Below are 20077 nucleotides of genomic sequence, written 5' to 3'. Positions count from 1 at the left end.
TTGTCATTCCGCACTTGATGCGGAATCCAATTTGAAAATACTTGGACTTTGTGGATTCCTGCCTACGCAGGAATGACAGAAAAATAAAATTGAACTTGAAAATCATAAAAAAAATAGCAATCATACTATTCATCCTCGGATTTCTCTTTTCGGGATATATCGGGTATTGTTATGTGATGAAAAAACCTGTGCCGTTTTTTGGACGAAAAATAACAGGCGCCTATTATTCAATTGCGACGGGAATTAGTCAAAATCCACTACAGTGGAATGTGTCTGAAGCGAAGGTTTTTAATCGAGAATCCAATGAAATTCCTGAAAAAGTACTCATGGCTGATCCGTTTTTACACGAAAAAGACGGAAAATGGTATGCTTTTTTTGAAATCATGGGCGAAACACATGCCGATATTGGCGTTGCAGTAGAAGAAAATGGCACATGGAAATACCTCGGAATTGCGCTAGATGAAACAGTGCACTTGTCCTATCCAATGGTTTTTGAAAAAGATAGTGTTACGTACATGATTCCTGAAACCAAGCGTCACAGTCAAGTGCGATTGTACAAAACCACGAACTTTCCATTCGGTTGGGAAGTAGATAAAATACTCATCAATGACAAACGCTTGGTAGACGCAACCTATTTTGAAAAAGACGATGTTTCGTATTTGTTTGCTACGGAAGACAAAGAATTACGTTTGTACATCGCAGATAGTTTACACGGTGAATGGACAGAACATCCAAAATCACCAATATTGAGTGGAAATTATACACGCTCTGCGGGAAGAATTTTGACGTATGACGGACAATGGATTCGCTTTGCGCAAGATCATTTTGGCGGGTACGGTCGCGCTGTCTATGGTTTTTCCATCGATTCCATTTCAAAAACAGATTACAAAGAAACATCACTAAAAAATAACCCAATTCTTAAAAATCAAGGAGATACTTGGGCAAAAAACGGAATGCATCACATTGATATTCATTTACTTAAAGATGGCAGTTTTAAAGCTATTTTTGACGGTTATGGATATGGAAAAGAGAACATTACGTTTAGCCTAAGCAACAACTTTTAACAAAACATCATGAAGGCAACAAAAAAGCTTTTTAAAACAGAAATCGTAAAACGACTCAAAGCACAAGGAACAGACGAAGTATTATCAGAAGCGGCTTTACCAGCGTACGCACATAAAAATCCCGTAATTGACCACATTTTTTGGAAACGATTAAAAGTTGTGGCAAATTATATTCACCAAAAAAATAAAAAATCATTAAAAGTGTTGGATTTTGGCTGTGGGACAGGCGTAATGTCGTATGAATTGGCGACAAACTCACACGAAGTCGTTGGTTTGGATTTGGATTTGCGTCCTGTGCATTTGCTGAAAGAAAACATCAACTATCCAGATTCGATTACCTTTATGGAAGGCGATTTGTTTGATAAAGATTTAGAAGAAAACAGTTTTGATGCGGTGATTGCGCTAGACGTTTTGGAACACATGAACGACGAGCAATTGCGAAAATATATGGGTAAATTCAGAAGTCTACTAAAAGATGGAGGAGAAGTGATTATTTCTGGACCAACAGAAAATTTCTTGTATAAAATCGGGCGTAAGTTGGCGGGACAAGATTTTACAGGCGATTACCACGATTCTGAAATTCAATCAATTCGTAAAATTGTGAGTGAAACCTACGAAGTGAAAAGTTTAGCAAAAATTCTACCAATTTTACCATTATTTGACGTTTTTGTAGCGCATAAAAAAGCATGATTGTCTATGTTGGAAATATCATTTCTGGTCACGGAAAAACCGCAACAACCATTGAAACGTTGGGGAAATTACTCCAAAAAGAAGGTTTTGACGTTACTCTAACTTCCAACAAAAAAAACAAAATCATACGCTTAATGCACATGCTTTGGACGGTTTTTAAACACCGAAAAAAGCTCAATTACGTACTGATTGACACCTACAGCACGACCAATTTTTTATACGCGTACTATGTGAGTAAATTGTGTATTTGGTTGAAATTGAAATACATTCCAATTCTACATGGCGGAAATTTGGAAGCGCGACTCAAAAATAGCAAAGCAAAAAGTGATGTGATTTTTAAAAATGCGCATGCAAACGTTTCACCTTCGTTGTTTCTAAAAACGGTTTTTGAGCGTTACGGATACACCAATGTGACGCATATTCCCAATAATATTGAGCTTTCTGAATATCCGTTTACAGAACGTAAAAGCGTTGACGCAAAACTACTTTGGGTACGTTCGTTTGCCGAAATTTACAATCCGACATTGGCTGTAGAAGTGTTGTACGGTTTAAAACAAAAAGGAATCAAAGCTTCATTGTGCATGGTTGGACCGCGAAAAGATGCTTCTTTTGAGCAAACACAACAACTTGCAAAAGAATTAGATGTTGCCGTAAAATTCACAGGAAAACTGTCAAAACACGAATGGATTACACTTTCTAAAGAATATGATATTTTTATCAATACGACCAATTTCGACAATACACCTGTAAGTCTCATCGAAGCAATGGCACTAGGAATGCCGATTGTTTCTACCAATGTTGGAGGAATTCCGTTTTTAATCAATCATGAAGAAACCGGAATCCTAGTCAATCCGAATTCAAAAGAAGAAATGATAACTGCGATTGAAAGTTTAATCAATTCTCCCGAAAAAGCACAAAAACTATCCCAAAACGCTCGTAAAAAAGCAGCAACTTTTGATTGGGAAGTGGTGAAGGAGCAGTGGAAAATGTTGTTAATGTAACAATGTGTCAATTTGCTAATTTGAAAATTGGTTGATTTGAAAATGTGGTTTCCTAGCAGTTATGAGTTTCAAGTTCAGTTTCAATTTCAAGTTAAAGTAAACCATTGGTACATTTTCAAATTATCAAATTTGCACATTAAAAAAACCGTCACTTCGAGTGGATTTGCTGCTTATTGAGCTTGTCGAAATGGAGCAAATTTGTATCGAGAAGTACTTTTAAACATGATTTGCCTTTTAATAGATTCCTGCCTACGCAGGAATGACAAGTTGTGAAAAATAAAAGCCTTGAATCCTTAAATTTTTAAATCTTTGAATTGAGCGTAGCGATGAACAGAAAAAGTCTAAAATCTAAAAGCAAAGCGTTCTAGGCTCTAAAAGCGACAGCGGTCCAAAAGCGAAGCGAGTCTAAAAATCTATTCTTCCAATACGAGTGACTCCGAATTGATACAAAAACGCAATCCACTTGGTGGCGGTCCATCAGGAAATACATGTCCCAAATGTGCGTCACAAGTACTACATGTAACTTCTACACGTACCATTCCGTGCGAACTATCTTTGATATAATTGATGACATTATCCTTTACAGGTTCTGTAAAACTAGGCCATCCGCTACTGGAATCAAACTTTAAATTGGAATCGAAGAGCGGTGTTTTACAACAAACACAACTGTAAACTCCAGGATCATAGCGACTGCAATGTTCACCTGAAAAAGGACGTTCCGTTCCTCGTTGACGTGTAATGTAATATTGCTCAGGCGTCAATTGCGCTTTCCATTCCGCTTCCGTTTTTTCTACGCGTGTATCTGGTTCTTTATTGCCGTGTGTGGCATAGTGGATAATATCTTTCCAAGTAAGCATATTTCTTTTTTTACAAAGATAGGAATTTATCGATGGAAAATTTCACGGGTATATTCTAGCAAAAAACACAAAAAGTCCAACACAATATTGTGATTGGACTTTTAAAATAATTTCCGAATCATTCTTCCATTTTGGCTTCTGTTATTCGAAATGGATAGGATTCTTGAAGAATTTTAAGCTCTTCTTCGGTCAAATCTTCTACAGCTTTGTTGAATTTCTGCTTGCTCAATTCTTTCCGCAATTCAAAATACGCGCCCATCAATTCGTTTTGCACGCTAATGTACGTGTTATAAGAAGTTCTGCGATCTGTTTTGATGGAAATTACTGCTTTTTGTGGGTTTTCAGAGGAATGCTTATCCTTTGAACCGTTGCAATACGCGCACGAACTGTCGCCGTTATTATCCACAAAAGCTTTGATATCTTCTCTTAATTCTTCTAAAGAAATCAACTCGTTATTTGCCAATAATTCATCTTGTTGGTTGAGTTGAATGGTAAAAATATTCCGCTCTCTAATTTCGGAATTGCAATCAACGCCTTCGGGACAAGGTTTGGGAATGACACCTTTAATGCCTTCATCTTCGGTAAACGTAGTTGTTACTAAGAAAAAAATCAATAATAAAAACGCAATATCAGCCATAGAGCCTGCGTTTACGCCGGAATTGGTGTTTCTGGACATTTTCATACTAAAATCGGTTTTAATGTTAATGAAATGTTAACATCAAAAGTAGTGCCGAAATTACTTGAAAAAGAGTACTACAAATTTTAAAATATCGAGCTAAAAACTTCTGAAATAGACGAAAGTAGATTAGAAATGCTAGAGATAATCGCTAGTTCACTATCCATTCCTTTACACACAATATACACTACAAATAAGACATACAAGGTTATCAAAAAATAACCATGTGACTTTTTGATAGCTTTTGGAAGCAGATACACAAAAAAGGCAATAATAGTAATGATTAAGAGTAATACACGCAATTGACTAATGTTCTCTAAAGTATCGTTACTTATGGTAATTGGTCCGTTGATAATTGTGAACAAAAACAATGGCAAACCTAGCGCAAAACAAATGTCAAAAATATTGCTGCCTAAGGCATTGGCAACAGCATCATCGTAATTTCCTTTCATCGCGTCTTTCCATGAAATAATCGTATCAGGCACACTCGTCGCGGCAGAGGCTAAAATTACGGAAACAAAATACACAGGCATGTTTACAGCATTTCCGAATTGCTCACACGCTTCCACCAACCAATAACAGGCAATTCCAATAAAAAAGATAGAAATTAGCAGTAGCAACCACGCTTTTTTACGGTTCATGGTGCCGTTTCCTAATACGGTTGTGGCAAAATCTCCTCGAAAAAAAGCAACTGCACGATTGCCGCCATTAGCACTGGCTTCATAGTCATCATCAACACTTCCTTTTCCTTGACTCACCAACATATAGGTAATGTATATAACGTACAAAATCATCAATGTCAAACCATGATACCAGTCCAAAGTTGTATCAGAAATCAGCAGAATGAGTACGATTTCGCACAAAATCAAGGAAATTCCGTCGCGTTTGATGACTTTTTTTGAAATTTGAATTCGGTCAACAATTCCTTTTCCAATCACAGCCATAATTACCACTGCGGGAATAATCATTGCATTAAAAACCGCACTTCCAGCCGTTGTTCCGATGCCGCCCGAAAATCCATCTTTATCTTTCAATACAAAAAGAAAAAAAAGTGTGGTAAATAATTCTGGTAAACTGCTTCCAATGGCATTAATGGTAGCGCCTTTGATGCCGTCTTTCAAATTTCTCCCCAAATAATCAGAAGCCATTTCAAAGCCGTCGCACGCGCGCCAAATCACAATACATGTGATAATAATTAAGCCTAAAGCAGAAAGTAGTTCCATCAAAAATCAATTAAGTTGCAAAACTACAGTTTTCGTTAGACTTTCAATAGCGAACTCGCATTCCAATGACTTTTTTCTGTAAAAGTATGCCAATGTCTTGGGAATGGACACTGAATGAAAATTAGTTTTTGTAGCAAAGGATGTGTAAACGAGAGCGAAACTGCATGTAGAAACAACTCAGAAATATCAAATTCAGCCTGAAACATTCGGTTGTGAAAACGATCGCCGTATTTTGGATCGCCAACGAGTGGATGGTTGATTTTATTGAGATGTATGCGCAGTTGATGCATTCTGCCCGTTTTAGGCAACAATTTCACCAAACTATACCGCGACGTTTCAAAAGGTTTCACGGCAATTGGCAATTCAACCGTTGCCAAGGTTTCAAAAGCTGTCAAAGCATCTTTATACACCTTCGCATCACGCCCTTTTACGGGAGAATCTATCTGTCCGTTTTCGGGAGAAAATCCTCTGACAACACCGTAATATACTTTTTCAATCTGATTCGTCATAAAAAGGTGCTGAAACGCAGAAACATATTCCTTTTCTTTCGCACACAACACAATTCCAGAGGTTTTTCTATCCAAACGATGAATCGGGTAGAAGTGCTTATCAAACTTTTCATAAAGTAATTCGAGTAACGTTGACTCTTCCGACTGATTTCGCGCCATCGACGAATGATGTACCAATACATTATTGGGTTTTGCTACAGCAATTACAAAATCATCTTCGTATAAAATCATGCACAAAACTAGTAAACTATTGTATTTTTACAACATGACGGAAAAATTAAGAGAAATACTTGACTTGGAATATCAAATTCTAAGTTATGAGGACACAGAACGTAGAAAAATGCCGGATGTAGAATTTTTATTATTAGCGTCGAATTTTAATGTTACATATCCAGAGAATTTAAAGCAATTTGCGCATGAGATTGGTTTTGGAAAAGCGATGTTACTGCAGCAAGATTTCTACGATTGTTTATACAATTATTTTCATTACAAGGTAGCACTTACAAAGGATTTTATTAAACTTCTGTTAGATTTAGAATTTTCCTATTCTGAAATCGAAAACTTGGAATTTGATATTATCAAAGAAACTTTTAATTATCCAATGGTAGATGAACTCTATCAAGAATTTTCAAAAGATTTTGACTGTGTAGAAATCGCTATTAATACATTTGACGATGCGTATAATTGTCATGTCGTTTTAGTATTAACAGGAGAAAAACAAGGAATGATTTGTTTTGAAGAATGGCAACATATCCAGCATGATTCACATGATTTTAGTTTTTCCAGTTTTAATCCCAAAGCATTACTTGAAGATTTCATAATTTATGATATGAAAAAAGTACTTGCTAGAAATAGTCGGTAATGTAGTATCTTTACATCACAAGAATTGCTACACATGAAACTCAATATAAAAGATACCTTCAATAAAGAATTGCCTGCAGATTCCAACAAAAACAACACACGACGCAAAGTGTTTGAAGCGTGTTATTCGTACGTGACACCGCGAATTCCGTCTAATCCAAAACTGGTTCACGTGGCCGATGAAGTGGCGGAAATGCTCGATTTGGAAAATGATACGCAATCCGAAGAGTTTTTAGCGGTATTTTCAGGGAAAAAAGTCTATCCAAAAACACAACCGTATGCGATGTGTTATGGCGGACATCAATTTGGACATTGGGCAGGACAATTAGGTGACGGCAGAGCGATTAATTTAGCGGAAATTCGTGCCAATGGCAAACAGTGGACATTGCAACTGAAAGGAGCAGGAGCAACGCCGTATTCGCGTACAGCAGATGGTTTGGCAGTATTGCGCTCGTCTATCCGAGAGCATTTGTGCAGTGAAGCGATGCATTATTTGGGCGTTCCAACCACGCGTTCACTTTCGTTGGTATTGACGGGCGACGACGTTTTGCGTGATATGCTATACGATGGCAATCAGGAATATGAAAAAGGAGCGATTGTGTGTAGAGTGTCACCAAGTTTTGTACGCTTTGGAAACTTTCAACTATTTGCTGCTCGAAAAGATCATAAAAACCTTAAAAATCTGGCAGATTATACGATTCGACATTTTTATAAAGACATTCAAGCAGAAGGAAAAGAAAAATACATTGCCTTTTTTCAAAACGTAGTAAATGCGTCGCTCGATATGGTATTACACTGGCAACGCGTCGGATTTGTACACGGTGTGATGAACACCGATAATATGTCTATTTTAGGATTGACCATCGATTACGGACCGTACGGTTGGTTGGAAGGCTACGATCCAAATTGGACACCAAATACGACCGATAGCAGAAATCATCGGTATGCGTATGGAAATCAGCCTGGAATTACCTTGTGGAATTTGATTCAACTCGCAAATGCACTCTATCCACTTATTGAAGATGCCAAGCCTTTGGAAGCGATTTTGGAAGGTTATCAGCAAGATTTTGATAAAAAATACGTGGAAATGATGTCAAAAAAGCTCGGTTTAACGCAAATCAACGCAAAAACGGAGCAATTGATTGCAGATTTAGAAGAAAATCTTCAACTCACAGAGACGGATATGACCATCTTTTTTCGTGAATTGCCGCGTGTACAAAAGAAAAATACAGCTCAAGAAGCGTTTCAAAAAGTACATATTTCATTCTATAAACCTCTGGAATTAGCAGGAAAAGTAACGGCTGCGTGGCTGAAATGGTTTGAAAACTATCTTTCATTATTACATTTGGAAGAAGGCAAAGACGAAACGCGAAAATTCAACATGTACGACGTGAACCCGAAATATGTATTGCGAAATTATATGGCACAACTTGCCATTGATGCGGCAGATAAAGGCGATTATTCGGTGATTGAAGAATTGTACGAATTGCTAAAACGTCCGTACAATGAACAACCCGAATATGAAAAATGGTACGCCAAACGACCTGAATGGGCGCGAAATAAAGTAGGTTGTAGCATGCTTTCGTGTAGTTCGTAATGTTTCGTATTTTTAACGTACTAAATCTATGTGAAAACGCACGCAGATAAAAACAATCCTATGAAAAGTACTAAACTCCAAATAGTTAATAAAAACGGACATCAATTACACGCTTATTTAGAATTACCTGCCAATCAAAAGCCCAATTACTACGCTATTTTTGCGCATTGTTTTACCTGTAGCAGTACACTCTCTGCGGTAAAAAATATCAGTAGAGCCTTGACGACTCACGGTTTTGGCGTGGTTCGATTCGATTTTACAGGCTTGGGTAGGAGTGAAGGCGAATTTGCCGAAAGTCACTTTTCTGCGAATGTTTCGGATATTTTGGCGGTTCATGAATTTATCAAAGAAAATTATGATGCGCCGTCTTTATTAGTGGGACATTCGCTTGGTGGCGCGGCAGTGTTGGTTGCAGCTTCTAAATTAGACGATATCAAAGCTGTAGCAACCATTGGAGCACCATCTACCGTAAGTCATGTAAAACATTTATTCTCGCATGATATTCACGAACTTCCAGAAAACACAGAAACAGAAGTAAATATTGGTGGGCGTCCTTTTGTGATTAATAAAGAGTTTGTGAACGATTTTGATAAAACGGATTTGCCTGCGATTGTAAAAAAGCTTCGCAAACCATTGCTCATCATGCATTCACCGATAGATACGATTGTCGGAATTGAAAATGCTAGAGAATTGTATGTGAAAGCACATCACCCGAAAAGCTTTATTTCGTTAGATAATGCCGATCATTTGTTGCTAAAAGAGCGCGATAGTGTGTATGCCGGAAATATGATAGGAGCGTGGGTAGACCGTTATTTTCCACGACAGTACAATGAAATGCTGGATACAGAAGGCGAACAATTAATCGCGCATTTGAATTTGGTAGAAGATAATTTCACCACGAAAATTCAGATGAAAAACCACGATTTGATTGCTGACGAGCCTATTTCTGTTGGTGGAGATGATTTTGGTCCGTCGCCATATCAATTGTTGTACGCGAGTTTGGCGGCATGTACCACCATGACACTCAAAATGTACGCTGACCGAAAACAGTGGGATTTACAAGAAGTATTCGTCTATATTTCACACAGTAAAAAGAAAAATACCGAACTCGGCATCGAACTCGAAAAACCCACACGATTAGATTTTATCACCAAAAAACTCAAATTCGTCGGAAATTTGACGGATGAACAGAAAGAACGCTTAAAAGAAATTGCTGCGAAATGTCCGGTGCATCGTACGTTGGAGAGTCAGGTGGTTTTTGAGAGTGAGATAGTGGAGTAGATTTGTTAGAAGTGCTTTGCTTTTAGGTTCGCTACGCTGTTAGAATCTAGACCGCTTTGCTATTAGATTTTAGACCTTTTTCGCTTTGTTCAATTCAATATTTAGCATTTAAAATGTATAACTTCAAAGTACTTCTCGATACAAAATTTCTACGAAATTTCACTCGAAGTGACGTTGTTTTAAAATTGAATTTGAAAAGATGATGTTTTTTCAAGCAAGACAATCGAAAGCAATGCGTGTCTATGAGATTTATGCGAAAGCAGAAACAAGTCTAACAATCTAAATTCGTCTATTTCTTTATCACTTTTTCTTGAAGCAGTATTCTTCCTGCAGTATCATATCCTTTTAAGAAATACAAACCAGCTTGTAGGTTTGGAATGGCTATCGTTTTTTGAGTGGCGTTGATGGTTTCTGTAAACACCAAACGTCCTTCAATACTGTATAAATCTACTTTGGAAATGGTTTCGTTTGCGGTTTGAATTGTGAGTTGATTGGTAAATGGAACTGGATATACTTTTGTGGTATTTTGTGTAGATTCTTCAGTGCTTAATACGCCGTTGAAATAGTTATTTGCTTTGTTAAAAGCATCAACGCCCACTTGGATTCCGATGATACGCCCGCGAATGTCATCGATTGGTGGATGAATTCCGCCCCAAATTCTTGATAGACTTGTTTGATCAGAAGCATCACGGTAGGTTGCCCATTGTAATGTGAATGAAGCACTCGGTCCTTTTTCAAACACTAAAAAGTTATCTTGTTGAATGTCAAAAGTTCCCATTCCGCCAGGGAAAAATTCATCTCCCGTTAATAATGTCATGACTTCTGCAGCCGCTCTTGAAAAGGTGGAATGCCCTGAGAGATATCCTGCAAACGGAGGCGTTACAAAGGTTCCACGTTGGTATGGCCACCATCTACTTGCCAAAATCCAGTCAACACCTGCAATATCTTGAGTTGGGTCAGTGATATAGTCTGGTCCTTTCCATGCATAGACTTTTACTTTCCCCACGTTTTCATCATTGGTTCCTGCTAACGGATCGCCCGTTTCTATCAATTCAATAAAATTAGGAATCAACGGCAAACCATGTGGATCGTAGCTTGGAAGGGAAGCATCGGAGCTTTGTCCTTTGGCAGCCATGTATCGTATTGCAGAAATTGGTCGAATGTAATCGTAATAGCCTTTAACTCCCCATGTATTCACAGCCGCATCATGCATCGCGCCACCGAGCGCTAAATAACATTTTACATCCCATTCTAAATCGCTCAAAATTGGTCCTGTACCGTTCAAACGTTTTTCCAATTGTGGATGGTCACTTACATAGTTTAAAATCGTAAACCAGTGTCCTGGCGGCGTTTCTGAATCAGGTCCGTCAGCCCAAAATTCAGCCAACACACGTGCGTAATCTGCTCTTTTCACCATTTGTGGCGTATACGGCATATTTGTCGCAGGATTGATAGCATGTCCTGTACTTGGATCGCCACCATTGATGATATCGTAAAACGCTTGATATTCTTGAAATGTCGTTGGAAAAGCGGATGGCGGCAAGTTTCCAAGTGTGCCTGGCGAAATATCAATCATGGTATTGTCGGCAGGATCTAAGTGAGACGACCATAAAGCAACGAGCGCAAAGTGCCACTTGTACGGATCGTCAATACCATCTTCATTAGAGTTTTGAATGTATTCTGGCGCTCCAGGATCGTTATACACATAACAATCAAATCCATTATTGATGATTTGTAAATCTTGCGGTTTTAACGCAAAAGGAGTTACTTCTCCCCATTCTGGACTTAAAAATGCGGGTGTATTTAGCGGAAATGTATTTCCACTTTGGTCTATATATACATCAAAAGCTAGTGGTTGCCATTTATTCGGATTGATGTTGTCATTATCTTCATATAAATCGAGAATTAACGGACTGTTCGCGGGTTGATAGTGCTCGTTAGCGTAATCATTTTGTTCGTTAGAACCATCTTGCAGACCAAATGTTATGATTTCATCCGCAATGTGATTTCCTAAAGCGGCGTACGAACCTGTGCTGTAATCGGTTGATGTAAAGTTGATATCATAGCCGTACGATTGATGTAGTGTTTCAAATGAATTTAATGAAGCAATGTAGCCAGGAGCATTTTGAAAACGATGTTTTAGCAATCGGAACATTGCGTAACTCATGGCTTCATGTCGTGCAGCATCTACATCTGTCGGTGTAGCGATTCCGTTGAAGGTACTTGTGTAGTTTCCAAAGGTTTTTCCTAAAAAAACAGTTTCTGATGTAGCATCAAATACAGCCCAAATATCATACATGACAATGGCACTGTGAAATAGGTTTCGTGCGTGTACTGTAGGACGCGCAAAGTCGTTTCTGATGGCGTTCAACAATTCTTCATTCCAGTCACGAGCTACCGAATGTTGTGCGTTTACAAAGGGAATACTAAGAAATATACTTATGAAAGCTGCAATAATAATCTTTTTCATATTTTGGTCAGTCTAGGTTTCGCCGTAAACTTAGGTAAAAGATTGTTTTTTTACAAACTTATATGGTTGACAATGAAGCTGTTTTTCTCTCTCGATAATCGAAATTTATAATGCTCCGACGTTTACCTCGAAATGTTTCAATAGTTTCTACTTGATGCTTCGTGGAATTGCCTCCGAAGTAACTGATTTTTTTAGCATGATTAAAATTCCAATAGATGTTACGCCACAAATTAAAAATCCGATAAATAGAGGAGAAGCGGTATCTGTGATGAATCGTCCAATATAGGTTGCAATCGGAACTGCCATGATTGTTGAGACAAATCCGTTGATAGCGGCACCGACTCCCGCAATATGTCCGACAGGTTGCATCGCCAACGAGCGTAAATTCCCGAAAAGGAAACCTATAGAGAAAAACTGAATGGCAAAGAAAGCTACCAATACGTATGCGTTAGGATTTGGTTTTCCAAAATAGAATAGTAGGTATATGAGTGGAATGGTGGTGAACGCGATTAAAAACGCACGAACCAATTTGTACATTCCGAATTTTAGCACCAATGTTCCGTTTAAAAATGTAGCAAAACCCACCGAAATGGCGAGTGCGGCAAAGATGTATGGAAATTCTTCTTTGAGATTGTATTGATTTTGAAATATGTCTTGCGAAGCACTTAGATAGACCATGAACGAACCTGTGATGAATCCAGAAATTAGGGTAAACGCAATTGAGGTTTTAAATTTCATAAATTCTTTTAAACCATTGATAAATAATTCTTTAGATAGTTTTATTTTATGTTCTGGGTGAAGTGTTTCGGGTTGTCGTTTCCAAAGCCAAATCATGATGATTGCACCAAAAATTAGTTGACTGTTAAAGATGGCTTCCCAACCGAACGAATCGAGCAAAAGCTTTCCTAAAGCAGGTGCAACGACAGGAACTAAGATGAAAATCGCGACAATAAACGACATGATTTTTGCCATATAATCACCGCTAAAACTATCGCGAACCATCGCAATACTGATGGTTCTTGGAGCGGATAATCCGATACCTTGTAGAATGCGCCCAATAATCATGATTTCCAAATTTGGCGCTAGAACGCAGATAAAACTAGCGAGTACAAATACTGTAAACCCGATATAGATGATCGGTTTTCGTCCCATACTGTCGGAAAGCGGTCCGAAAATCAATTGTCCGAAGCCCAAACCTAGAAAAATCATGGTAATGAGCATTTGATTGTTTCGGTCGTCTGTAATTCCGATAGAATTTCCAATAACGTCTAGCGCTGGAAGAATGGCGTCAATGGACAGTGCTACAATGGACATCAGCGATGCCATAAGGAGAATAAATTCCGTTTGCGATTGCTTTTTTGAAATCATTTTGCAAAAGTACGGTGTTTTTTTGGGTTGTTCGTTGTTTGTTTTTTTGTTGTTTGTTTTTTGGTCGCTGCGCTTTAGGGTTTTCTTTTAAATGTTTGGAGTTTGTTGTTTGGGATAGAGCGGTGTGCTTTGGGATTGTTGGTGATGTGTTCTGTTTTCGTATAATTTTCTATTTAACATAATATAAATTATAGAGTAATTGTATTGTGTAATCTATGATTGCTTTGAGTTTAGCCTAATTGTGATATTCTGTACGATTGTCAATAATTTTTTAAATACGCGATTCTCAGCGATTGGATTATTTTGTGTATTGTGAAACTTTAAAATGAATTTATTGAAAATGTGAATAAGAAACTAAAAGATGAAATTATAGATTTTAAAAGTTAATTATGGAACTGGGAAGTTTAAGTGAAATGATCTTACATTATTTGTTTATAAAGTTGAGACAAATAATTTATAGAATCTCTTAAATGTTCATCTTTCGGATTTAGGTACAAGCCAAAACTTATTTTCCCCATTAGGTTAGTTAAAAATGTATTACTATTTATATTATTTCTCTCCATATGAGATTCTAGACCATATTTCTTTATATAATACAAATGCTGTCTAATTTCTTTTCTTGTTTCTTTATCTAATTGAGGTTTATCATTAACAACTATTCCTGTAACTATTTGCCTTTCACTATAAAGCATAAGTTTAGTTTTATCTTTATTCAGAATAAAATTATTTTCTGTCATAATTTCATTTATATAATTAAGTAAAGATGTTTCATCAAAATCTCCAGAAAAGGTTAAATCATCAGCATATCGTGTATATCTTATGTTTAAATTTTTACAATAAACAGCTATTATTTCGTCTATATTTTTAAAAATTAAATTAGATATATACGGGCTAGTTGGAGCTCCTTGAGGTAATTTTTCCTTAAGGCAACAAAGTTTAGCTAGGTAATTAGATAATTCTACGGAGTAACCTATAGTTAAGAATATATTTTCTACCTTTTCAAAAGTAATCGAAGGAAAAAAATCTTTTATATCTATGGATAGTACTTTTTTTTGACCTTTATGAAATCTAATATTTTGCTTTAAACCTCGCTTTTTTACATATGCTTTTGCATAAGCGCTAGGCTCAATTTTTTCCAAAATATTATGTAATAACCAATACTGAATTGCTTTTAAATTAGGTAGAGGTTCTTTTATTTTTCTAACATCTCCATTTTTTTTTAAAACTTTATGATATCTATAATATGCTTCTGAATGTTTAGATGCTATAGCAGCTTGAATAATATAATTTTTTTCATACCCAACTAATCTGCTTAAATGAGTCAGATTATAAATTATAGGTAATCCTTTTTCATATATTGGACTAGCATAATCAATACACTTAACAATATTGCTTTCTGAGTAACCTAAATTCTCAGCCTTTTCCCTAAACTTTCTTGTATAAATTTCAAAACTCATAGTTATTTAAATCTCAAATGGGACCCGAAGGTCCCAATATTTTGGAAGGCCGAATCAAATGCGACGACTCTGGAGGAGTATTTGATTCGGAACTGCTCTGAAATTATATTCCCTATACAGATATTACGACTCGCATATCCAATACAAAAATAGCTTTTTTTTTATTTTTTTCAAAATGTTAATTCGTCTTCAGAGGGAATAAATACATCATTTAGATTTATCAAATCTATTTTCTTACTAGACAATTGTGGCATTACAAATTTTTCAAGTTTTTCTATTTTTAATAACTCAATTAATCTTTGTTTTTCTTTTATTCCTTTTTTTGTAATAACTAACTTATCATCTACGAATTCTGCATTGTTATTTGAGATTTCCTCTTTTAAAAATTTAGTGATTTGAAAATATTTAAATCCTGCATTGTAGAGGTCATCAATACTTCCATTTTTTTCAATTATTAGCAAGACTCGTAGTTTTATTTCTTCTTCATTAAAAGCATTTTCCTTTTCCATTCTTTTTTACTTATAATTAACATATCTCTTAAATGGGGCAATCATATTTTTAGTCTCATACCAAAAGATTGGTAAAGTATTATTTGGGCTTTTATTCATAATAGAAACTAAAGCTTCAGACTTCTCATAACCTAGACTCCATTGTTTTGGAATATTTATAGTTTCTTCCATAGAAATTGCTTGATTCATTTTTTCTTTTAATTCATTACCTTTATAAAAGTCACTAACTGCTTTTCGCTTTAAATATTTAAAAAATGTAACAACTCTATTCGTATCATAAATTGAATTTGCGCCAATTTCTTGTGCTACTAATGTTAGTATAATTATATTATCAGAGTTAAATTTTGTATTGGTAAATATCGATTTAAGAATGTCATTTGCAGTTCTTCCTGAACCAATGAAATCATCTACAAGAATTAATAAATCTCTTTTTTCATCAAAAGACTTTTCAATTAAAGAAAAATTATCAGGTAAGTTAATTTTCTGAGAAAATTTCAACTCTCTATATTCATTCAATTCAATAAATAACTTTATTTTTTCTCCACTTTTTATTTTTGGTCTAGCTATTTTATTTTTGGTCGTTTTTTTTAAATCTATATATGGCTCTACCAATGGAAGTATATAAATCTTATTAAATGACTCTAAATAATCATCGTAAATTTGATTATATGAATCTTTAAAAATAGAATACACTTCACTTTCTTTTATTCTTAAAAACCTTTTAGAAAGTTCAATAAACAATGTTCTGTCAGTCTTTTTAATCCTTTCGTACCTATCAACAAATTTTTGATATAATGATGTCCTAATATCTAAATCTGGTTCAATTTCCCAATCTTTATCTTGAAATAATTGTTCAATTTTAATAAGCTCTACAGGTTCAATCTCTTTTTTCTTCATTCATTTTATAGTCTAGTTTTCAATTATATTTAATTGTTTTTGAACTATAATACCTTCATAATATTCTGTACAATTGCTATTATCTAGATAACTGTTAAAAATATTATCTGCCATAATATTTGCTGTACTTTCATTGTTAGCATAAAGAAACGATTGTAATAAAACAATTGATGAATTATCAATAACCGATACAATTTTTAATTCGTATTTATTCATATTTTTATTTAGAAATAGTGATATAATTGAAAATTTGAAATTATTAAAATAATAACTAAATATACTAATTTTTAACAAGTAATATTTTATAAAAAACTTCATAAACTAAAAAATTAAGTAATACTTATCCTATTCAACGACTATTCCACTTCCCTCCTACACTTCGGCAAGCTCAGTGCAGGCGTCACTTGTGTAAAAATTATTCTATTACCTTTCGTGAAGAAACTTTCTAGTAATAACTTTTTTTTAAAATTTGAGCACAAATAACGCTTCATCAATATCTCAGAGCGATTAAACACAAAACAAAAACGGTCATATTAAGATTGTTACCCCTAACAGAACCCCATAAAAGCGGTTGATGATAGGTTCTTTGAGGTTGTGTAATCTTTGTTTTGGATGTTTTATAGAAATTAAGGGCTTGTGCAACCGAAGGGAAATAATAAACAACTCTAAAAATTGATGAATGAACCGCTTCGCTTCTATTGTTGAACCGAATTTTAGGATTGTTTTGAGCAAAAGATTCTTTATGTAACCGAAAAGAAAGATTAATCAACCGAAAGTAAGGATTGTACAAGGTTATACTTTATTTTGATTTTATTTGTTGAATGTATGAATTCCGTTTTATGAGAAAGTTGTTAGAAAACAATGCTTCGTTCAACTTAGCTCTCCTTCCAAAATATTCCACCAATTAAACGAACGCCAAAGTATGCAATCCAACGTTTTAAGAATCCGACGCCTTCTAATTTCATGTGTTCTAAAAAGATAGAATCTGCCTCGTGCCTGCTGATATGAATGATTTCGCCTTCCTCAGAATCATTGGCAAGACTTAGCATTTTTTGATTGTTGATTTTTAATTTTCCTTTGTTGACATATAGAAAATCATGTACCAAAGGCGCAATGATGGAAAGCTCAAATGGCGCGACAAGTCCCCACAAAAATCTAGGAATTGTTGACAAATCAAACTTAAATCCTTTGGGGATTTTTACGCCAACAACTTTTGAAGCCTGTTTTGAGTTGATGTTTACGTTGACTTCTTCTTCTAAAATCCAAATTTTACTGAGTTGATTCCAACTGATTTTTGGATCGGGCAATTTAGAACCTTTGATGTAAATTCGAGTTTCTGAAATCGATTTAAACGGTCGCAACGCCACAAGTGTTTTCGGAACAAACCAAATGAGAAGAATCATCAAACCGTCTAAAACTGTGTGAAATAGTAGTAACTTATTTTTACGCTGTACTTTCTCTAGTTTCTGCCCTTTTTGCCCTTGGTCAATTTGCACAAGTGCATATAAGTTACGTTTTTCACCTGTTTTTTGTTGAAGTTCAGTCGCAATTGCATCTGCTTCTTTGTAAAGAATTCGTCGTTCTTCGTTTACATCATGCAATGCGCCATAATTTGCATACGCAAAAACAGCAAATCCGATAATAACAATAACACGCGCCAATGATGAAGACACATGTTTTGGAAATGAAATCATGGCTGCAATAAGTCCAATAACTACGGTGGTATAGATGCTCCAAAGTACTTGAAAAGCATCAAAACGGTTGTATATTAAATCTAAAACGTGATATAAATCTTCATTTTGCATGGTGTAGTTGTTGTTGAATACACTCACAAAATACAGAAAATATTTCAAACCTTTTTTAAAATTGACTTACCGCTTCCGCGAGGTAATAAAATACACGCCAATCAATAAGATTCCCGCAGCAATGAGCGATTGTGTGGTGAGTGTTTCGTCTAAAATCCACCAACCTAAAAATAAGGCTACAACGGGATTTACATAGGAAGCCGTCGCAACTTTTTCGGTAGAAACTTGTTTTAAGAGATAATTGAATGCGGTAAATGCTACCAAACTTCCAAAAATAATCAGCAATGCCATTGACCATTGTACATCGGTGCTCCACGCCAATGGAGATGTCCACTCCTCGCCTATTAGCAGACTTATAATTGCCAACATACAACAGGCAATACCCATTTGATAGCCTGTACTGATGAGATGATTTTTAGGCAAATCGGCTTTGGATACAAACACGCTGGCGTAACTCCAGCCTATCACACAAGAGAATATGATGAAGATTCCTAGCAAGGTGTCTTCATCCGTAACCAATTCGCGTTGACTTACCAAGAGATACATACCCACAATTCCGAAAACGATTCCAATGATGGACTTTTGACGCATGCGTTTTTTATCAATTAATCGCATCAATAGCAATACAAAAAGTGGTTGTGTAGACGCTAATAAAGCGGCAAATCCGCTATCTAAGAACTTTAATGCCCACACAAACAATCCGTTTCCTGACACCATAAATAGAAAAGCGACAAAAATGGAGTTTCGAAGTTGACGTTTGGTAATGGTGAGTTTTTTCCCCGAAAGGGCAGCAATTCCAAACAATAATACGCTGGCACATAAAAAACGAAAGGATGCTAAAAAGAACGCCGGCAACTCTGTAACCGCAATTTTGTTCATCAAATACGTACTTCCCCAAATAATGTAAATCGCGATAAACGCAAGAATAATGAGGACTCTAGACGAGATTGGCTTCATGTGCAAAAAAGTAAAGCGCAAAAATACAACCTTCGCGTCACTTCTCGCCTATTTTTTTTAGGGTTTAATTTTTTAAATGTTCTTCTTTTGGATGTAGCTATGATACTCTTTAATACGCTCCAAAAGAAAAGCCTGATAACAAATTTGCTATCAGGCTTTTCTTTTTCAATATGATTATTAAGTTATGAAATCACGTATTCATCGCGTTTTGCGACTTTGTCCATGGCTTTTCCAATTAAGGTTTCTCCAGTTAAGATTTCGAAAGTTCTGTTGTGAGCTGCATTGTCGTGTAACGAACGCACTAAGGTTTGTGCAACATCATCTCTACTTATAGAACCAGATTTATCTAAGCTATCGCCCAATTGAATTTTTCCAATCCCTGCTTTATCTGTCAACGCACCTGGACGTACAATGGCATAATCTAACGTACTGATACGTAGATAATCATCGGCGTTGGCTTTGGCTTCCATATATTCTCGCAATTCGCCCGCCAATTCAGGTTTGTCTGCGCCCATAGAGCTTAACATGACAAATTTTTGCACACGTTCTTTCTTAGAAGCATCCATCAAGCGTTTTGCTCCTTCTCTATCGACAGTATCTACTTTTTTACCATTCGATCCAGCGGCAAACACTACTTTGTCAATATTTTTAGTGACGTGTGATACATCTTCTTCCAAATCGCCCAAAACCGTTTCAATATTGTCCATTTCAAACTGTGCTTTTTGTGATTCTTTTCGAATCATCGCAACAGGATTAAAATATTGTGATTCTTTTAATAAGTTAATTACTTTTCTTCCAGTGGCACCAGTAGCTCCGGCAACCAATACATTTTCTTTATGCTTCTTCATGCTATCT

General features: G+C 35.9%; 19 protein-coding genes. 6 read left to right on the top strand and 13 right to left on the bottom strand.

The window, feature by feature from the left end; genetic code table 11:
- The first annotated feature begins 95 nt into the window (after nt 1-95).
- From C8N46_RS09810 to C8N46_RS09800, 3 genes are read left to right on the top strand one after another with little or no spacing between them, the layout of a single operon-like run.
- Nucleotides 96-1064, top strand: a complete 969-nt coding sequence (locus C8N46_RS09810; RefSeq protein ID WP_146169787.1) for a glucosamine inositolphosphorylceramide transferase family protein — start codon at nt 96-98, stop codon at nt 1062-1064.
- Between the two features lie 9 nt (nt 1065-1073).
- Entirely contained in the window at nt 1074-1754 is a 681-nt protein-coding gene (locus C8N46_RS09805; protein WP_108114719.1) for a class I SAM-dependent methyltransferase, read from the top strand.
- Nucleotides 1751-2755, top strand: coding sequence for a glycosyltransferase family 4 protein (locus tag C8N46_RS09800; RefSeq protein WP_108114718.1), 1005 nt, complete (start codon nt 1751-1753; stop codon nt 2753-2755). Before C8N46_RS09805 ends, C8N46_RS09800 begins: the two co-directional genes overlap by 4 nt.
- Nucleotides 2756-3168: 413 nt before the next feature.
- On the opposite strand, the gene msrB is transcribed toward C8N46_RS09800, so the two are convergent.
- The 4 genes from msrB to C8N46_RS09780 form a co-directional block, all read right to left on the bottom strand.
- Nucleotides 3169-3612, bottom strand: a complete 444-nt coding sequence (gene msrB / locus C8N46_RS09795; protein ID WP_108114717.1) for a peptide-methionine (R)-S-oxide reductase MsrB — start codon at nt 3610-3612, stop codon at nt 3169-3171.
- A gap of 118 nt (nt 3613-3730) precedes the next feature.
- A complete protein-coding gene (locus C8N46_RS09790) occupies nt 3731-4294 on the bottom strand; it encodes an ExbD/TolR family protein (protein WP_245896798.1) in 564 nt (187 codons plus the stop codon).
- An 80-nt stretch (nt 4295-4374) separates the two neighbouring features.
- Entirely contained in the window at nt 4375-5511 is a 1137-nt protein-coding gene (locus tag C8N46_RS09785; RefSeq protein WP_108114716.1) for a sodium:calcium antiporter, read from the bottom strand.
- Nucleotides 5512-5546: 35 nt separating this feature from the next.
- Nucleotides 5547-6251, bottom strand: a complete 705-nt coding sequence (locus tag C8N46_RS09780) for a pseudouridine synthase (protein WP_108114715.1) — start codon at nt 6249-6251, stop codon at nt 5547-5549.
- On the opposite strand from C8N46_RS09780, the gene C8N46_RS09775 reads away from it, so the two are divergent.
- Genes C8N46_RS09775 through C8N46_RS09765 form a run of 3 tightly spaced genes read left to right on the top strand, consistent with a single transcriptional unit; the run spans nt 6250 to nt 9759 of the window.
- Entirely contained in the window at nt 6250-6882 is a 633-nt protein-coding gene (locus C8N46_RS09775) for a hypothetical protein (RefSeq protein WP_108114714.1), read from the top strand. The genes C8N46_RS09780 and C8N46_RS09775 overlap by 2 nt on opposite strands.
- A gap of 33 nt (nt 6883-6915) precedes the next feature.
- Nucleotides 6916-8478, top strand: a complete 1563-nt coding sequence (locus C8N46_RS09770) for a protein adenylyltransferase SelO (protein WP_108114713.1) — start codon at nt 6916-6918, stop codon at nt 8476-8478.
- Nucleotides 8479-8538: 60 nt separating this feature from the next.
- Nucleotides 8539-9759: a bifunctional alpha/beta hydrolase/OsmC family protein gene (locus C8N46_RS09765; RefSeq protein ID WP_108114968.1), complete on the top strand. Its 1221-nt coding sequence runs from the start codon at nt 8539-8541 to the stop codon at nt 9757-9759.
- Nucleotides 9760-10048: 289 nt separating this feature from the next.
- On the opposite strand, the gene C8N46_RS09760 is transcribed toward C8N46_RS09765, so the two are convergent.
- The 9 genes from C8N46_RS09760 to C8N46_RS09720 all read right to left on the bottom strand — a co-directional run bounded on the left by C8N46_RS09760 (nt 10049) and on the right by C8N46_RS09720 (nt 20070).
- Nucleotides 10049-12229 carry a T9SS type A sorting domain-containing protein gene (locus C8N46_RS09760; RefSeq protein ID WP_108114712.1) on the bottom strand — a complete coding sequence of 727 codons (2181 nt, stop codon included), beginning with the start codon at nt 12227-12229 and terminating at the stop codon, nt 10049-10051.
- A 147-nt stretch (nt 12230-12376) separates the two neighbouring features.
- Nucleotides 12377-13597 carry a multidrug effflux MFS transporter gene (locus C8N46_RS09755; RefSeq protein ID WP_108114711.1) on the bottom strand — a complete coding sequence of 407 codons (1221 nt, stop codon included), beginning with the start codon at nt 13595-13597 and terminating at the stop codon, nt 12377-12379.
- Nucleotides 13598-14016: 419 nt separating this feature from the next.
- Nucleotides 14017-15054, bottom strand: a complete 1038-nt coding sequence (locus C8N46_RS09750) for a reverse transcriptase family protein (protein ID WP_108114710.1) — start codon at nt 15052-15054, stop codon at nt 14017-14019.
- Nucleotides 15055-15224: 170 nt separating this feature from the next.
- Nucleotides 15225-15563, bottom strand: coding sequence for a hypothetical protein (locus C8N46_RS09745; protein ID WP_108114709.1), 339 nt, complete (start codon nt 15561-15563; stop codon nt 15225-15227).
- A gap of 6 nt (nt 15564-15569) precedes the next feature.
- On the bottom strand, nt 15570-16460 hold the full coding sequence (locus C8N46_RS09740) for a phosphoribosyltransferase-like protein (protein WP_108114708.1): 891 nt from the start codon (nt 16458-16460) through the stop codon (nt 15570-15572).
- Nucleotides 16461-16472: 12 nt separating this feature from the next.
- Entirely contained in the window at nt 16473-16676 is a 204-nt protein-coding gene (locus tag C8N46_RS09735) for a hypothetical protein (RefSeq protein WP_146169786.1), read from the bottom strand.
- A 659-nt stretch (nt 16677-17335) separates the two neighbouring features.
- On the bottom strand, nt 17336-18292 hold the full coding sequence (locus tag C8N46_RS09730; RefSeq protein WP_146169785.1) for a DUF1353 domain-containing protein: 957 nt from the start codon (nt 18290-18292) through the stop codon (nt 17336-17338).
- 39 nt (nt 18293-18331) lie between these two features.
- Nucleotides 18332-19222, bottom strand: coding sequence for an EamA family transporter (locus C8N46_RS09725; protein WP_108114705.1), 891 nt, complete (start codon nt 19220-19222; stop codon nt 18332-18334).
- Nucleotides 19223-19404: 182 nt separating this feature from the next.
- Nucleotides 19405-20070, bottom strand: coding sequence for an SDR family oxidoreductase (locus C8N46_RS09720; protein WP_108114704.1), 666 nt, complete (start codon nt 20068-20070; stop codon nt 19405-19407).
- Between the last annotated feature and the right edge of the window lie 7 nt (nt 20071-20077).

Origin of the sequence: Kordia periserrulae, from assembly GCF_003054265.1 — a bacterium.
GTDB classification, from domain to species: Bacteria; Bacteroidota; Bacteroidia; order Flavobacteriales; family Flavobacteriaceae; genus Kordia; species Kordia periserrulae.
The sequence above is the reverse complement of the archived record's forward strand: the minus strand, read 5'-3'. Positions and strand labels throughout refer to the sequence as shown.

Coding starts and splice junctions, on each gene's coding strand:
- C8N46_RS09805 (WP_108114719.1), top strand. CDS start 1,074: ATGAAGGCAACAAAAAAGCTTTTTAAAACAGAAATCGTAAAACGACTC.
- C8N46_RS09800 (WP_108114718.1), top strand. CDS start 1,751: ATGATTGTCTATGTTGGAAATATCATTTCTGGTCACGGAAAAACCGCA.
- msrB (WP_108114717.1), bottom strand. CDS start 3,612: ATGCTTACTTGGAAAGATATTATCCACTATGCCACACACGGCAATAAA.
- C8N46_RS09790 (WP_245896798.1), bottom strand. CDS start 4,294: ATGAAAATGTCCAGAAACACCAATTCCGGCGTAAACGCAGGCTCTATG.
- C8N46_RS09785 (WP_108114716.1), bottom strand. CDS start 5,511: ATGGAACTACTTTCTGCTTTAGGCTTAATTATTATCACATGTATTGTG.
- C8N46_RS09775 (WP_108114714.1), top strand. CDS start 6,250: ATGCACAAAACTAGTAAACTATTGTATTTTTACAACATGACGGAAAAA.
- C8N46_RS09780 (WP_108114715.1), bottom strand. CDS start 6,251: ATGATTTTATACGAAGATGATTTTGTAATTGCTGTAGCAAAACCCAAT.
- C8N46_RS09770 (WP_108114713.1), top strand. CDS start 6,916: ATGAAACTCAATATAAAAGATACCTTCAATAAAGAATTGCCTGCAGAT.
- C8N46_RS09765 (WP_108114968.1), top strand. CDS start 8,539: ATGAAAAGTACTAAACTCCAAATAGTTAATAAAAACGGACATCAATTA.
- C8N46_RS09760 (WP_108114712.1), bottom strand. CDS start 12,229: ATGAAAAAGATTATTATTGCAGCTTTCATAAGTATATTTCTTAGTATT.
- C8N46_RS09755 (WP_108114711.1), bottom strand. CDS start 13,597: ATGATTTCAAAAAAGCAATCGCAAACGGAATTTATTCTCCTTATGGCA.
- C8N46_RS09750 (WP_108114710.1), bottom strand. CDS start 15,054: ATGAGTTTTGAAATTTATACAAGAAAGTTTAGGGAAAAGGCTGAGAAT.
- C8N46_RS09745 (WP_108114709.1), bottom strand. CDS start 15,563: ATGGAAAAGGAAAATGCTTTTAATGAAGAAGAAATAAAACTACGAGTC.
- C8N46_RS09740 (WP_108114708.1), bottom strand. CDS start 16,460: ATGAAGAAAAAAGAGATTGAACCTGTAGAGCTTATTAAAATTGAACAA.
- C8N46_RS09735 (WP_146169786.1), bottom strand. CDS start 16,676: ATGAATAAATACGAATTAAAAATTGTATCGGTTATTGATAATTCATCA.
- C8N46_RS09725 (WP_108114705.1), bottom strand. CDS start 19,222: ATGAAGCCAATCTCGTCTAGAGTCCTCATTATTCTTGCGTTTATCGCG.
- C8N46_RS09720 (WP_108114704.1), bottom strand. CDS start 20,070: ATGAAGAAGCATAAAGAAAATGTATTGGTTGCCGGAGCTACTGGTGCC.